Below are 14,051 nucleotides of genomic sequence, written 5' to 3'. Positions count from 1 at the left end.
GCCCAAGCATGCGGCCGGTGCCGGCCGCGCGAAGACTGTTTCACCGAACGTGCCCTTTCAACAGGCCGTTCCCAGCACTCAGCATATGGGCAGTTTCGACCTGTTCCGCCAGACCCTCTCGGACTTCTCGAGAAGAGTTGAGGCCATACGAGAGAGCCCGGAGGACTCCTATCTGCTGAACACCGAGATGGTCTATCGACTTCTCGGAGTCCTCGAGAACCTCGGCCATCTGACCGAGAGGAACCACACAGTTCTCGAGATGTTGCTTCAAAAGAATGGGCCAAGTCATCTTTCAGAACACCCGTTAACCGACAAAGAACGCCATCAACAGGCGCTCACATTACCCAATTCACCGCACAGACTGGCCCCCGAGAACTTGTCCGTTTCCGAGGCCTGGGCAACGAACCTTGACCAGGATAAAACCGGTAAGAAGCGGCGCGCCCGGGAGGTTCTCGGAGTTCTCGAAAACAAGGGTGCGATCACCTACGAAGACCTCCGGAATCAGTTGACTCCCGTGATCACATACAACCGCGTCACCGCTCTGGTTTCAGAAATGATCCGCGACGGGATCCCTCTGACAAGGGAAGGAAAGCCTGTCAAAGTGAGCCTTGAAAAGGTGTGACGGGGTCAAATTGAATTTCCGGAAATGTTTCGCGTCCTCGCTGCTTGTCGTTTTTGAAAAAGCGCTTCCCCACGAAAACCAGCCCCAAATGCCCCAATTTTTCTGCCCTGCCGGCCGCATGACGTCGCCAAGAATCAGTGGCCCTCGGCCCTGTTATTCTTCAGTTCCTTCCAGAATTCTCCAAAACTCCTCACTTTTACCCTCGGATCGCTGTCCAAACCGGTCTTTACAAGCGCATCATTTAGCCTTTTAACCGCCTTTTCGGTTATTCCCACGCTGATTACCGGATCAAAACCGGCATCAAGGCATTTCCGGACATTCAGGAGCGCCTGGACCTTGGCCTTCCCGCACTCCATGCTTTCGATCTCGAAGGCGGCTTTTTGATTGCCCTTGAAAGCCACTAGGTCCACTTCCTGGCCGCCGCCCAACGAAAAATCTATCTCAAACCGCCATCCATCCCGCTTCAGGCCCTGTCGGATCGCATTGACCACAAGCTCATGAACAGGTCCGCCTTTTCTTTTCGTCTCTCCGATCAGTCCAACCCTCTTGAACCAGCCTTCACCGGTCCGTTCCATCTTCTCGTTTATCAAACCTTTCTGGATAAGAAGCCCCTTTATCCGTCCACCGGAGTGGGGACTCCATCCAAGGCGGCTGTACCGGTCGTACACCGGGTCATTCGCATGAAGAATCACATCAGCGAGAAACTCCTGCTCCTCCGGAGAGAGTTCTTTATTTATCCCACCCTCATGACCTTCACCGTCCTCTTTCTTTGACGGCCGCTCCTGCTTTTGCGGCCCAGCCTCGATCTCGACCTGTTGAGCATCAAACCGGGGCATCCATTCCCGGAGCATTTCATTGGTGACCGCCCCTTTGCGGATCTTTACTTCCGGGAACCTGACCAGGAAAGGGGAATAAAGGCCCCGGCCTTGGAGCTTGACGATCCCAAAGCCCGTGTCCAGGTTGTTGAAGTACTTGCGCTTCTTATAATCCAAAGCCATCGCAGCGCCGAGGGCGTTGATGTTGTCCTCGTACTTCATGCTCATGCCTATGGTGGTGTACGTATTGTTCAGGGCAGGGGTAGAAATCTTCGACGGCTCCTGATCGATGACCACGACGCCCTCTCCGAACTCACGAATTTCACGTATCAGGATATCCGTGATTGGCTCTTCGCCGGAAAGTTTTTCCTTCTTCCGGGACATCATGTGGTGGGCTTCCTCAATCAAAATCATGTGCTTCAGCTTTTCCCGAGGCCCCGACTCATTCAGCCGGTAGTGGTGAATCCACAAAAGCAGTGATTCCACAAAAAACGGCTTGTCCTTTTCCGGCAGGGCCTCCATTTCGAAGATGACGTTCCTTTTCAGAAGGTCGGGGATCGGCATCGGCGGTCTCCGGACGTTGTACATTCTTGAAATATCACCGGTGGAGACCCTCCGGAGCGCCCGCATGGTAGAATCCCACCAGTCCGCCCTCCTGCCTCTCGCGGTCTGCGTGATGACCACGTTGTGGACATCACGGAAGCATGCAGCGCCGTCCATATATTGCTCCAGGATGTCGAACACCCCGAAACCCAGAAAATAGGCGTCGCCCATGATCTCCATGAGCTTTCGGTTCCAGATGTTTTGGCTGACGCCGGGCGGCGGGATCATGGGATTAAAATAAAAGGGCGACAGATCCTTTCCCACCGTGAAAACCAGGATCTCTTTTCCGGCGGTAAACTGCCGCAGTCGGGGATTCTCCCTGTCCAGCAGGTCCCTATAGTTTCGTTTCCAGTCAAAAATCATGAACGGCACGTTGTCCCGCAGCAGATTCAGGACAAGAAGAAGACCGGTATTGGTTTTCCCGCTTCCGGTGGAGCCGAAAATGGAAGTGTGCCGGATGATCTCCGCGCGCCTCAAACCAAAGGTCTGTTCCTGGGGTATCTGGCCGTGGTAGACCCGGCCCAGACAATAGTCTCCCTCGGTCTGTTCGGGTTGGGGCACGTCCAGAAGGATCTCATTGTCCTCGAAATAGTCGGGGCTCAGTTTCTTTCGCGCCAGCATGTGGATGTAGCGCTCAATGCTTTGGTCCTTAGTCGCTTTGTAGGCGATCCACAGGTCATGCGCCTTCTGTTTTCCGATCCTTGGCCCGAGCTTTGTCATGAGGTCCTTTATTTCCTCGCTCATAGCCTACAGTTGGGGAACTGCCAGATATACCTTTCGATGGAGCCGGGCCTGTCCTGACATCCCTCCGCAGTGCTGGCCTGTCCCGCATACCGGATGTTCATGAGCCTACCGGGCGCGGCGGCGACCCTCCACCCAAAGAAAAGGGAGGGGGAGGAGGGGGTGAGATAACCGCGAGAGCCGCAACCTTTTTCACGCCATCTCAAGCATCTTTTCCAACCGTGCTTTCGGGGAGAGTTCCCGCATCGCTTCGAGCGCCTTAATTACGAGATTCTGTTCGTCCTTGAACAGCTGCGTTTTGCGCTGCCTTTTTCGCTCTTCAAGCGTCTGGATCTCCCGCTGGAAACCCTGCCTGAGAAAATCGATGCTCGGCTTGTACCCAGGAGCAAATCGGGACAGTTCTTCGAGCTGTGAAGTGAGAACGCTGATGTCCGTGTCCATTTTTTCCATCATTTCCTTCTCTTCAACCCTTCGTTCTTGCCAGTGCTCCTTCAGAAACGAGACGAATGTCCGGAGCAGGTCTGCATCGTCTTTCAGTATCTGAAGGGTGTTGTCCCGGTCTTCGCCCTGGTCTTTTCCCAAAAAGTCGGCCCGAAGCGTCCGAATACTCCGAATCTCCTGGTATTCGATTTGCCACTCTTCTCCAAGCTCTGGGACTGCGTCCTCCTCGATTAGATCCATGACCGAGATTTCCCGCGCAACTTGCTCCGGCCGGGATCCAAAATCCAGGTAATGGGAAAACCGCTCATACGGGTTTTCCAACTGGTCCTGCATGATTCCACCTCCAAGAATTCATTTGAGGAAACTATGACGCCGGGAAATATAGCTTTGGGTGGAAAGGATCTGCCGAAAAAGAGGGATGGCTCCAGAAATGAAAAGTGTCATCCAAGACTGGACAGAGAGGTAATGCTGGTGCCCCTCAGATCGCACGGGGATTCAATTTAAAGCGCAACCTAAATTTGCATTTTTCTGATGAACTCGAAGAAAATCTGGTTATCCAGATAGCCCATGAACTCCGAAAGATGCGAATCGCCGGTTCCGCCACTCGGCACAACAGGGCTGTAGCACCTGGTAAGGCGGTAGTTTTCCATGTGCGGCTCGTGGTATGAATCCAGCCAGGACGCCACTTCATCCTCATCAAAGCCATCGTTCAGCATCTTCTTTGCTTCCTGCTCGATATCGAGAACCTCGCACACAATGGGAAGATCCGGGTAGTACTTCATGAGCTTTGCTCCCGGCCGTATTTTCCTTTGCCAGGGCTGGATATAGGAAGCGGCTTGCTCCTGGGCGCTTCTCTCCGCTTCCACCATCTCCTCGAAGGAGCCGTAGATCATCACTACCATAAAGATGGATTGGCGGAGTGATTTAAATATTTAAAGCATCTGTCCAAAATGTGAACAGGTGGTTTTATGGGAAAACTTCCAGACTATGTGGACCGGCAGGGCGATGTTGAGCTCGTGGGCTGGGATTCGAAACAGGGCGGCCATTCCCTCAAGATACAGACGTACTATGAAGGCAAGGGCGGAGACGAAAGGTTCTCAGGCTATTTCAGAAGGGATCATTTCAGGGACATCGTAAAGCTCATGAAGCGCTACGACGAGAAATTCCCTTCAGCTCAGGGATAGTCCGCTTCGTCGTCCGTATAGGGTTCATCCGAAAGAAACTCTGCCGCAGCTTCCAGCAACAGCCCTGCCTCCGCAGCAGACAGCGAACTTTCAATATATTCGTCAGACCGGAGAGCCCTTTCTGCTGCAACCTTTGCAGCACCAAGGGTTCCATAACCTAAAATGCGTCTGATAAGGCCCATCGATTAACCCTCCTACTTCTTCAGACAACGAACCGCAGTTTATATTTAAGCCGGAGTTGCAGAAAAATCAAAATGGGATTCTGGGACTTTCTGAAAGGGTTATTCCAGCTGCTTGTTACGTGGATCTGGAAGGCCATTGGACGCGAGACTAGGCCAAGAAAAGAGCACGCCCATTCTCGCAGCTATGATTTCTATGAGAGCCAGGCCCCACAGCCTGTTTCAAAACCCTACAAATCAAGCCCGGTATACCGCATGATAGACAAAATCGGATACAAAAACCGTTTGCCGCCGGCCTATGACCGGGACCGTTTCGCTGAATACGTCGACTCAAGAAGGCCAAGAGCTTACGGAGAGCCCAAAAGCGGGTATGTCCGAAACGGCCTTTCTTTCTATTCCGGGGAGGACGTCTACAGAAGGCCGATCAATAATCTCTACCGGGAAAACAACTCAATCTACGAAAGGAAGGAAGGATACAGGGCAAGAGATAGATATTTAAAGGATGACGGAAAATAGGAGACATGGCAAGGCCGAAGAGTGCCTCTGAATTCGTGAAGAAATATGCCCGGATAACGGGTCATATCGTTGCAGAAAGCCTCGGGTATGCGACCCCAACCAGAGCCGCCCGGATCGGTTTTGACGGCATGAACGGAGAGGAGAACTGGTGCGAGTGGATCTATTCCTGTTACGGAAAGGATGCCAGGCGTGCCCTGAAAAACTCAATCAGAAACCGGCACCACCACACCGGTTACATGGCAGAATACAAAATGGCAAAGGCCATCGTAGACCGGTACCTGGAGACCGGAGAACAGCCCATTTTTGCGAGCTGGTTTTAGCTGTAGCGTTTCAAAAAAGAACCTGGGGCGGGGCCTTAAGGCCCCACCGAGATGTTTGGACGAAAAGTTCTTTAATGTTTATTGGATTACCGATACGCGCCATCCGGACAGCTGGGATGTGGGTGCATCGACAACGATTGTAAGCCCATTAAAAATGTTACTATAACCACCTCCTATCACTTTGTCCCCGGAGTTGCGGAGGGCGTTGCATTCGGTGAGTCCACTGCCGGCGGGCACGGTTTGCTCTTTCTGTACTCGATAAAGATCGACGATACCGGGAGGCCCTTGTGGACCGGTGTCGCCGGTATCTCCCTTGTCTCCTTTAGGGTCCTGGGGCCCCATCTGCGCCAGGGAGACCCTGCAGACCAGCCGGCCCCTGATTTCCCTTTTCACCTTTGCCGGAAGGCGCGAACGAGAATATAGTTCGAACCAGGGGTGCTTGGAAAGGTCAGCGAGGCTGTAGCGTTATCTTCGTCCACGAAATTCATGGTCAGATGATATCCCTGGCCTCCCAGATCGTCTATGTCCACCACGAACGCTTCGAAGTCAGTGGCCAGAAAGGCGGCGAACTCCCACCCGTCGGGAGAATAGATCACAATCGCCGAATCGTCCTCGGTGTCGTAAGATTGCACGTAAAAATTGACGGCAGCACCGGGCGACGTATTTCTCCAGATACCGTTCTGAGCTAATGGGGAAGAAGCAAGCCAGCGATTAAGATCGTAGTTCCGCTCGGTTTGTCCTTCGAGGCGAAGTACAGCCGTACCGGTGGACTCGCTCGTGAATGTGGCCGAAATGTGGCTTCCCTTGCCACCAAGATCGTCAGCGTCCAATCTGACGGGCGAGTCCGGAATTGTGTCCAAAAAAGCGTGAAAACTCTTACCGTCCGGAGAGACGATTACCAGCACCGAGTTGTCAGCGGTGTCGTACAACTGAACATAGAAGTTCATCAGATCGGAGGACGCGTTCAAATGGCCTTTCCATATACCATTGACATTCGCGGTCGGGTAGATAGGTGAGGGCGAGTATCCCGTCAACAAGACTGGTATGCTGGAAGGATTCCCCTTGTCGCCGTTGCTGTGCACCCAAACATTCGTGCTCTTGTTCCCCTGTGAGTCGGGCGAAAAACGCACGGTGACGATCTGCGAAGCGCCGTCGGCTATTGTGAACGGTGGGATGGAAGGGTTCACAAAACTGAAACCGTACGCCGGTAGTCCAACGAAACTGGAAACCGTCAGGGTCCCGGACCCTGTGTTCCGGATCGTAAAGGTTTTGTCCAAGTGGGACCCAACACCGACGGTGCCAAAGTCCAAACTCCGGGGCAACACCTCAATATTCGGTTCAAATCCAACACTAAACGTGGTCGAACAAAGTTCGTCCCTATTCTGGCTATAAGGATTTTCCACGTAATAGGTGAAAACCCAGGTGCCGGGCGCTTCCAACAGCTTGTTCATCGGGAGCGGGACCACCTCGTACCAATTCGTGTAATTTTTCCCCCAGTACTCGAATGGATACTCCAGCTTCTTACCTTGCGGATCCGTAAATACCGCAATCGCCACATCGTTCAGGGCGGTATTGGATACCTTCAGTAGCACGTACCCATTTTGAGCGTCGGCAGGAATAGCGTTGTCCGGGAATTTTTCAACGCAGTTAATAGGTGGGCTCTCTCTGCTTTCGGTCGAGCTGACCTGTGAGCAGAACTCGATTTCTCCCGTACATTCGGTGGAAAAACAGACCTTGCCGACTGTCCAGGTACAGAGCACTAAAATCAATCCGATATATAACGGGCTTCTCAGTTTCATTGCAGTCCCTCAACGATCCTACTTGGCACTGTCATTCCCTCTCTCTCCAACTTAGCCGGACCGTCAGCGTCCGCGTCCTCCAACAGGTCCATCTGGAGCAAAAAAGCATCCACCAGAGGTCATTAGCTCACAAGGCAAACACTACGGCTCACATTTAAAATAGTCGCGGCTCACATATCTTATAGGCCGACGTTCATGTCGAAGCTCGAGAGGTTAAAACGGGTCAGGGGTACTCCTTCACAATACGAAAGCCGATGTTAACAAAGCCCTCTTCAAGCGTTATCGTGTAAGCAAAGCGTTGCGCCGAACGGCATCCCTGCGAGTCGTCCATCCAGGAACCACCTCGTTGGATCTTGTGGGTGCCGGATATAGGCCCCGTGGGATCCGTCACCGGCGAGAAGAAGTAATAATCGTACTCAAACCAGTCCTGTACATACTCGCTGACATTCCCATGCATGTCGTATAAACCCCAAAAATTGGGGGTTTTCCGCGCTACGGGGTGGGGCGTGTCTTGGGAGTTGTAGCAGTACCATCCCACGGCATGTAGATTTTGATCATAGCTGCAACGATATTCTGTCTGAGTAATTTCACCATTCGCGAATGCGGTGCTCGTCCCGGACCTACACGCATACTCCCACTCTGCCTCGGTGGGCAGGCGGTACGTATCTTCTTCGATGGTGTTCAGGTAGCTGATAAAAGTCTGAACTTCCTCCCACGAGACATCTTCCACGGGGCAGCCGTCTCCGCACGCATCAAAATAGGACGGGTTGCTCCCCATCACCGCCTTCCACTGTGCCTGCGTTACCTCCGTCGTCTGCATGTAAAAACCCTTGGTCAACTTTACCTGATGCTGATACTCACCGCCCCGTTCGCCAAGTTCGATAGTTGGACTCCCCATGGTAAACGTGCCCGGAGGGATGTATTTGAAAGTCATCCCCAAAGAGTTATAGAAGTCTACACAACTTGTGCAGCCCGTCCCGCTGAGGCTTACCGTCACACTATCTTCACCAGGAGCGTTGCTGTGCACCCAAACGTGCGTTGTCTTAACGCTGGCCGAATCCGGCGAAAACCGAACTGTGATGGGCTGTGACTCACCCGGTGAGACTGAGAACGGCGTGGTCGGAGGGGTGACAAAGCTGAACCCTTTGTCCGGCAAGCCAACGAAACTGGAGACCGTCAAAGTATCTGTCCCTTCGTTCCAGATTGTAAAGGTATTATCCGAATGGGACCATATTTCAACCACACCGAAGTCCAGACTCGCGGGGTTCACTTCGATATTGGGGTTGTCGCTGTTACCGCTTATTTGCACCGAAACGCTTGAGTACTCCGGGCTGTTGCTGATCACCCAGAGGAGAGTCGTTTTAGTGCCACTCGAATCCGGCGTAAACCGTATTGTGATGCTCTGTGATGCGCCCGGAGACACGGTAAATGGCGGTACGGGAGGATTGACGAAGCTGAACCCTTTGTCCGGTAAACCAACGAAACTGGAGACCGTCAAAGTCCCGGACCCTGTATTCTCGATTGAAAACGTCTTGTCCAAAGATTCGCCTATCGTTACTGTCCCAAAATCGAGTGTCAGAGGAGAGACGTCGATTTGTGGAGTGCACTTCTCATTTAGCAGAGTCAAGGAGGCGACCGCAGACTGATGCGATCCGCTTAGGGGAGCCTGCACGCATCGCTCCAGGGTATCCTCCAATCCAGCAGAGCCAAAGCTCATCGATAAGCAAAACGATTTTCCACTGAGCTCGTTTGCATTCATACCGTCGCTGAAATCCGGATCCAGAAAGACATAATAGGACGCCAGGTCGGATGTTCCGACTACGATGGCGGAACCAGTGTCATAGGTCTGGACGTAATAGCTCATGGTTGCACCGCTGCAGGAGGGACTTTTCCAGATACCATTGTAGGAAGGGGTTAGAAGAAGTCCGTTCACTTTCTTCAATGTGTAGGATTGGGGAGGTGATCCCGAAAGGGTCAGATCAGCCGTTCCATGGGAACTATCGTTAAACGTAGCCGAAAGATGATGGCCATGGTTTGCGAGGTCATTTATATCGATGCCGTCTCTGATATACGGATCCAGGAACGTGTAGAAAGTGTTGAGGTCTTTGGTGGCGATAACCACGGCAGAACCGGCGGTGTAGGTCTGCACATAGAAGCTTATGGTCTCGGCGGTGTCTTTCCATATCCCGTCTATTTCCAGCAACGACGGAGCAACAATGAACGTTGTCGAGCAGAGTTCCCTTCGCATCGGATTGTTTGGGGATTTCACGTAATAGGTGAACGTCCATGTGCCGGGCGCCTCCAACAGTTCGTTCAAGGGGAGTTGAACCACCTCGTACCAGGCTGCTCTATTGCTTCCCCATTGTTCGAATGGCTTCTCCCACTTATGGCCACCTGGTCCTACACATTCTGCAATTGCCGTGTCCCCTTGTGCCACGTTCTTTAAGTTGACCAGCACGTATCCGTATTTAGCATCGACAGGAATAGCGTTGTCCGGGAATTTTTGGACGCAGTTAATAGGTGGGCTCTCTCTGCTTTCGGTCGAGCTGACCTGTGAACAGAACTCAATATCTCCAGTGCATTCGGTCGCTGAATAGACCTTGCCTCCAAACCAAAGAAAGAGCACTACACTCATTCCGATATATAACCAGTTCTTCGGTTTCATGGTCGTTCCTCGCCGCTTGCTTGCAGCGCTGTCATGCCTTTTCCCTGAGCCTTAACCTGCTAACGTCCGCCTCCTCCACCAGCTCCACCAGGAGTAATCATCTCGAACGTTACATTAAGTGTGGATGTCTCTCCGGCTTTGATGGAGATCGGTTTTGTGTCTTGCTTGTTATCGAACACCACTCGAACCCAGTATCTCCCCGCCGGCAGATTGAAATTCTCATTGGGGGTCAGGCCCAGATACGTCCACACGGAACTGGTAGCAATTGGAGCCAACCAGTGCCGCGAGCGATCGATGACATACACCTGTGATTCGTCTCCGTGGGTGTTCACGATCAGTTTTCCTATCTGTTCTTTGGGAGTAAGCTCAAGAGGCGGCTTATCCTCGATTCGGGCCACGTCGGTTGGTTTCTGAATTTCCGAAGCCGTGACTTCGAACACGAACTCGTCTCCTATCAACCGCTTTACGTCACGAAGGGCGTCCCATACGATTGTCTTGTTGCGGCCCGGATGAATGTCTTCCCCCAAATCCCCTTTGAGGCTCTTCATCGATAGATCGAAGTTTTCCCCTCCGTCTGAAGATCCGCGTGCTACGATCTCGTATTTTGGGGCGTCTCCTTCCAGATCGTAATAGATGAAAATCTGATTGCCTCGCTGCTCGGCTCTGAGGTTTCTAACCGGATCCGCACACCAGCCCGTGGCATATAAAGCGAGCAGACAGAAGATGCAGCACGACAAGATGAACTTAGAGTGGATGAGACCCTTGGGGAGAGATCCGGCCATACATAAGGAGGGGTAGTTCATGATTGGTCCCTCGCAGCTACCTCATAGGGTAAGATCGTAACTGTTCGATCATCAAGCGGGATGCCGACCAACCAGTTTCCGAACTGTGCCGCCGAGTATCCAGACTCGCCGTGCAAAAGGGGAGGAAGCGGCCTTCGTTCTTTCGTAGCTACCAGAACGATTGCCTCCCGGTCGCGCCGGTGCTCTGGAAGCGGCCTCACGAGTAATCGGATTCCCGCCGCTCGCTCAGATGGACCAGGGAACAAGAACGTCTCATTTTTTTCAACACGCGATTCTCTGCGAATATCCGAAGGAATAAGAACCAGGGCATTGCCATCCGCGGTGAGATTCGCCAGTGTGACCCAGCAATCGAGAGTAGCACGCGCCTCGACCATCATTTCATCACCGGTACTGTATAGGTTTCGCGAGAGCTTCGCTGTCACTATGAACCCCGGGTCCGGCTTGCCCTTGGAAATGGCCACCTTTGCCTTTACCAAGACCTTAACCACTAGCAATGGCGGGTCATTTTGGAGTGTTTCTATTTGCCACTGTCCTGCTTCCTCGGCCACAATCACGCCATACGAAGAGGAGTTGATTACGTCCGCCCGGAGGACATAATCCTGGACCATGCTGAAGGAACCCACGTGCACTCCCGCCACTGCTTCCACCGCCTGACGCCTGGCATCTTCGAGTGCAGCCTGCTTCGCCTCCGCCATGGTCCTGTTGCCCAGTTCGGCCTGTCCGGTTACCGTTACCCACGTTTGTGCAACGGCCAATAACGGCCAAAACGAAAGAAACGCCGAAAGGCAGGCAGTCAGTCTCCAATTTCTTCCGGGAAAGACCATACCGAAGCTCATTCCAGCGTCACGACGGTGGAGTCGGGATTACCTATCAACTGAGGATGCTGCTCTCGCGACGCCAGTCTGCGTGCCATGTATGACACCTCTTCCTGTATGAAGGCGAACAGTTCGTCGGCATTTAGTTTTCCATCTCGGTTTTTGTCTACAGCATCCCGCAATTGCAGGCCTTTCAAAAAGAAATACGTAAACAAGCCGTGACGTTTCTCCGGGTACCAGGTGCTGACTTGATCCCCAGAGGAGGAGGTAAATACCACCGCGTTTTTTAGCACGGCCAGTGGATTTCCCACATCGAAATACACCGGCGAGACGTTCCTGATCAGGTTGCCTCTATCATAGCCGCCGCTGAAGCAAGCATCCAGAACCACGGTGAGGGATTTCGCAGGTATTTTGGACAGATTCTTGGAGAAGATTTGCAGACTATAGCCGTTCAGTCGCACCATAGAAGGATCGCAGTCAACGGGAACGAAGTAGCCCGTCGGACCCGAAGGATCCGGCGCGCCGTGCCCCGAATAGTAGACGAATACGTCGGATTGGCCGCCGGGGCGCACATAGTCGAAAAGCTTTCCCCGATGGTCCGTTTCAGATCCGAAAATGGCTCGAAAGTTGGCCTGGGTGGCATTTTCAACGTAAATGATGTTACCGGGACGATATCCCATGGTCTTTTCAACGTATTCTTTTACCACTTCCCCGTCCCTTATTGCGTAATCTACGGGTGGGACGTCTCTGGAACGATAATCTTTGTTTCCGATGATGACGGCGATTCCGTATCGGTTTTCCACCTTTCCTTCGGGAACCTCGAGATCAACATCAACGGCGAACGTAGCCACCCCTGGACTCCGGGGCGGCTTATCTTCTCCTGTTCCGGGCAACTCAATCTCTTCTGAAGGCCCTTCCCTTCTATACAGGGCCAGCTGTTTCAGTTTTATTTCGCGACCGTCTTCGGGACGATCTGCCTGGATCTTGACGGTTATCGGGACGGTTTCACCCTGGATACGCTTGTTCGTGACGAAGGAGAACGTGATGTCCTTGTACTCGGAGGGAGCCAGATCACCCAGGCCAAACATCGTCATCGAATCCGGCATGACGAACACGTTCTCGCCCATAGCGACCTCTGCCCGAACGGATTGGGCCTTAGCTCCTCCCTCGTTCGCGACCCGTACAACGACTTCCACCGTCTCGCCGGGTTCGATTCTTCCGTCTTGAGTGAAGTCTCGGATGCCTACATCCGCCACCTGGAGATTCGGCGGAATAAACTCCTTGGTCGTGAAACTGAGGGTAATCGGGTCGGCGTCGAATCCCAGTTTTTCGCGAACTCGTAAGCCGATTTTGCACGATCCGGTCTCGACTTCTCGATCTGCGCTAATAGGTATGGTTACCGTTTTTTCAGTTCCGGCGGCAATTGTTCCAACAGATAAAGTCGAGGGGAAGTAGAGCCCTTTCGGAATTGATATGGTTTCTAAACCAACTTCAACGCCAAATGCCTCACCATTACCCTCGTTTTTTATTGTGACGAGAATCGTACCCTTTTCTCCGGCATCGAGTATTTGATTCCCCGAGGGTTCTGTGATTTGGATATGGGTCTTGAGGCTGGGTGGATAGACACCGAGACGTAGAGAGATCTTCCCGCTTCTGGCGGCAGCTGCAGGAAAGCTAACTGACACGATATAGAGGTAAACGAGCAGGCATATCAGGAACCCCGGCGCTTGCCCCCTCATTCGGAAAACGAAGGTTCCCACCGTCCTCTCCTTCTCGGGCCGAATTGTACCTGATCATGCGGGCATTCAAGCTTTCTAAAAAAGTATACAAAGTCTCAGAAAAAATAGCAAGAGAGACTGAGATCCTCTCCAAGGTGCCCAAGAGAGGGGACGTCACTCCACACGACGTCATTTGAAGTGCCATAGATCATGCACGCCATGTCCGCTGGCTCTCATCAGAGTACAACTCATGTAATCTTCCCACTAATAGCTATTTCTGAAGGTGAAGCCTTCAGATCGAATCTTGATCTGGACAAATCAATGCACATGGTCGAGTATTAAGTCTGCCTGCAGCTGTAATGCCGAACAAAGTGCAAGGTGAGGTTCAGCGTTTCCAGCCCCTCGGCTACATGGCCGAATACAAGCTCGCAAAGACCCTCGTCGACCGCTGTCTGGAGACCGGCGAACAGCCCATTTTTGCGAGCTGGTTTTAGGCCGAACCATTATCGCGGGCTCATCGTTAACCCAGAACCAATAGAAGAAATAAAATAAATTCAGAACAAGAACCTACAATAACTCATTCGCAAGATTAAACTCCATTTGCGCCAAAAATACCCAAAACAGGGAACAGTTAGCCAAAATAACCGCTAATCACCTAACCGCCTCCGGTCGGCTGCGTATACCTATTCCAATACCGTCTAAAAACCCTCCCAGGAGTTCTCCTACCTTCTTCCGCTTTTCCTCCATGTCATCGTCAATCACTTCCTTTCTTCCTTGCTGCGCCATGGACCCCTTCTCTCCCGTACTCGAATTGGGAACCGTTAAACCAT

The 14,051-nt window shown here is 52.5% G+C and carries 13 protein-coding genes; 4 read left to right on the top strand and 9 right to left on the bottom strand.

Features of this window, described 5'->3' with window-relative positions:
• Positions 1-49: 49 nt before the first annotated feature.
• The gene (locus HY788_17730; protein ID MBI4775985.1) at positions 50-622 is read left to right on the top strand and encodes a hypothetical protein; all 573 of its coding nucleotides are present in this window, start codon (positions 50-52) and stop codon (positions 620-622) included.
• Between the two features lie 134 nt (positions 623-756).
• On the opposite strand, the gene HY788_17725 is transcribed toward HY788_17730, so the two are convergent.
• From HY788_17725 to HY788_17715, 3 genes are all read right to left on the bottom strand, one after another.
• Positions 757-2,760 (bottom strand): ATP-binding protein, encoded by a 2,004-nt coding sequence (locus HY788_17725; protein ID MBI4775984.1) that lies wholly within the window; start codon positions 2,758-2,760, stop codon positions 757-759.
• Between the two features lie 213 nt (positions 2,761-2,973).
• Positions 2,974-3,555, bottom strand: coding sequence for a hypothetical protein (locus HY788_17720; protein ID MBI4775983.1), 582 nt, complete (start codon positions 3,553-3,555; stop codon positions 2,974-2,976).
• Between the two features lie 179 nt (positions 3,556-3,734).
• Positions 3,735-4,124: a hypothetical protein gene (locus tag HY788_17715; protein ID MBI4775982.1), complete on the bottom strand. Its 390-nt coding sequence runs from the start codon at positions 4,122-4,124 to the stop codon at positions 3,735-3,737.
• 66 nt (positions 4,125-4,190) lie between these two features.
• On the opposite strand from HY788_17715, the gene HY788_17710 reads away from it, so the two are divergent.
• Entirely contained in the window at positions 4,191-4,406 is a 216-nt protein-coding gene (locus tag HY788_17710) for a hypothetical protein (GenBank protein MBI4775981.1), read from the top strand.
• Here HY788_17710 and HY788_17705 read toward each other — a convergent pair.
• Positions 4,397-4,588, bottom strand: coding sequence for a hypothetical protein (locus HY788_17705; protein ID MBI4775980.1), 192 nt, complete (start codon positions 4,586-4,588; stop codon positions 4,397-4,399). The genes HY788_17710 and HY788_17705 overlap by 10 nt on opposite strands.
• A 72-nt stretch (positions 4,589-4,660) precedes the next feature.
• Between HY788_17705 and HY788_17700 the strand changes: the two genes are divergently transcribed.
• Positions 4,661-5,101, top strand: coding sequence for a hypothetical protein (locus tag HY788_17700; GenBank protein ID MBI4775979.1), 441 nt, complete (start codon positions 4,661-4,663; stop codon positions 5,099-5,101).
• A gap of 5 nt (positions 5,102-5,106) precedes the next feature.
• Positions 5,107-5,421 carry a hypothetical protein gene (locus HY788_17695; GenBank protein MBI4775978.1) on the top strand — a complete coding sequence of 105 codons (315 nt, stop codon included), beginning with the start codon at positions 5,107-5,109 and terminating at the stop codon, positions 5,419-5,421.
• A 389-nt stretch (positions 5,422-5,810) separates the two neighbouring features.
• Here HY788_17695 and HY788_17690 read toward each other — a convergent pair whose 3' ends face one another.
• The 5 genes from HY788_17690 to HY788_17670 form a co-directional block, all read right to left on the bottom strand.
• Complete coding sequence (locus HY788_17690; protein ID MBI4775977.1) at positions 5,811-7,220, bottom strand: choice-of-anchor D domain-containing protein; 1,410 nt, start codon at positions 7,218-7,220, stop codon at positions 5,811-5,813.
• Between the two features lie 223 nt (positions 7,221-7,443).
• Positions 7,444-9,885 (bottom strand): SUMF1/EgtB/PvdO family nonheme iron enzyme, encoded by a 2,442-nt coding sequence (locus HY788_17685; GenBank protein MBI4775976.1) that lies wholly within the window; start codon positions 9,883-9,885, stop codon positions 7,444-7,446.
• A gap of 59 nt (positions 9,886-9,944) precedes the next feature.
• The gene (locus tag HY788_17680) at positions 9,945-10,688 is read right to left on the bottom strand and encodes a hypothetical protein (protein ID MBI4775975.1); all 744 of its coding nucleotides are present in this window, start codon (positions 10,686-10,688) and stop codon (positions 9,945-9,947) included.
• Entirely contained in the window at positions 10,685-11,512 is an 828-nt protein-coding gene (locus HY788_17675; GenBank protein ID MBI4775974.1) for a DUF4384 domain-containing protein, read from the bottom strand. Before HY788_17675 ends, HY788_17680 begins: the two co-directional genes overlap by 4 nt.
• A gap of 8 nt (positions 11,513-11,520) precedes the next feature.
• The gene (locus HY788_17670; GenBank protein ID MBI4775973.1) at positions 11,521-13,263 is read right to left on the bottom strand and encodes a caspase family protein; all 1,743 of its coding nucleotides are present in this window, start codon (positions 13,261-13,263) and stop codon (positions 11,521-11,523) included.
• Positions 13,264-14,051 lie beyond the last annotated feature (788 nt).

This window comes from Deltaproteobacteria bacterium, from assembly GCA_016208165.1.
Taxonomy (GTDB): Bacteria; Desulfobacterota; Desulfarculia; order JACQYL01; family JACQYL01; genus JACQYL01.
The sequence above is the reverse complement of the archived record's forward strand: the minus strand, read 5'-3'. Positions and strand labels throughout refer to the sequence as shown.

Bases quoted from the DNA above. Each gene is read 5' to 3' on its own strand.
- HY788_17725 (MBI4775984.1), bottom strand. From the start codon at position 2,760: ATGACAAAGCTCGGGCCAAGGATCGGAAAACAGAAGGCGCATGACCTG.
- HY788_17720 (MBI4775983.1), bottom strand. From the start codon at position 3,555: ATGCAGGACCAGTTGGAAAACCCGTATGAGCGGTTTTCCCATTACCTG.
- HY788_17715 (MBI4775982.1), bottom strand. From the start codon at position 4,124: ATGGTAGTGATGATCTACGGCTCCTTCGAGGAGATGGTGGAAGCGGAG.
- HY788_17710 (MBI4775981.1), top strand. From the start codon at position 4,191: ATGGGAAAACTTCCAGACTATGTGGACCGGCAGGGCGATGTTGAGCTC.
- HY788_17705 (MBI4775980.1), bottom strand. From the start codon at position 4,588: ATGGGCCTTATCAGACGCATTTTAGGTTATGGAACCCTTGGTGCTGCA.
- HY788_17700 (MBI4775979.1), top strand. From the start codon at position 4,661: ATGGGATTCTGGGACTTTCTGAAAGGGTTATTCCAGCTGCTTGTTACG.
- HY788_17695 (MBI4775978.1), top strand. From the start codon at position 5,107: ATGGCAAGGCCGAAGAGTGCCTCTGAATTCGTGAAGAAATATGCCCGG.
- HY788_17690 (MBI4775977.1), bottom strand. From the start codon at position 7,220: ATGAAACTGAGAAGCCCGTTATATATCGGATTGATTTTAGTGCTCTGT.
- HY788_17685 (MBI4775976.1), bottom strand. From the start codon at position 9,885: ATGAAACCGAAGAACTGGTTATATATCGGAATGAGTGTAGTGCTCTTT.
- HY788_17680 (MBI4775975.1), bottom strand. From the start codon at position 10,688: ATGAACTACCCCTCCTTATGTATGGCCGGATCTCTCCCCAAGGGTCTC.
- HY788_17675 (MBI4775974.1), bottom strand. From the start codon at position 11,512: ATGGTCTTTCCCGGAAGAAATTGGAGACTGACTGCCTGCCTTTCGGCG.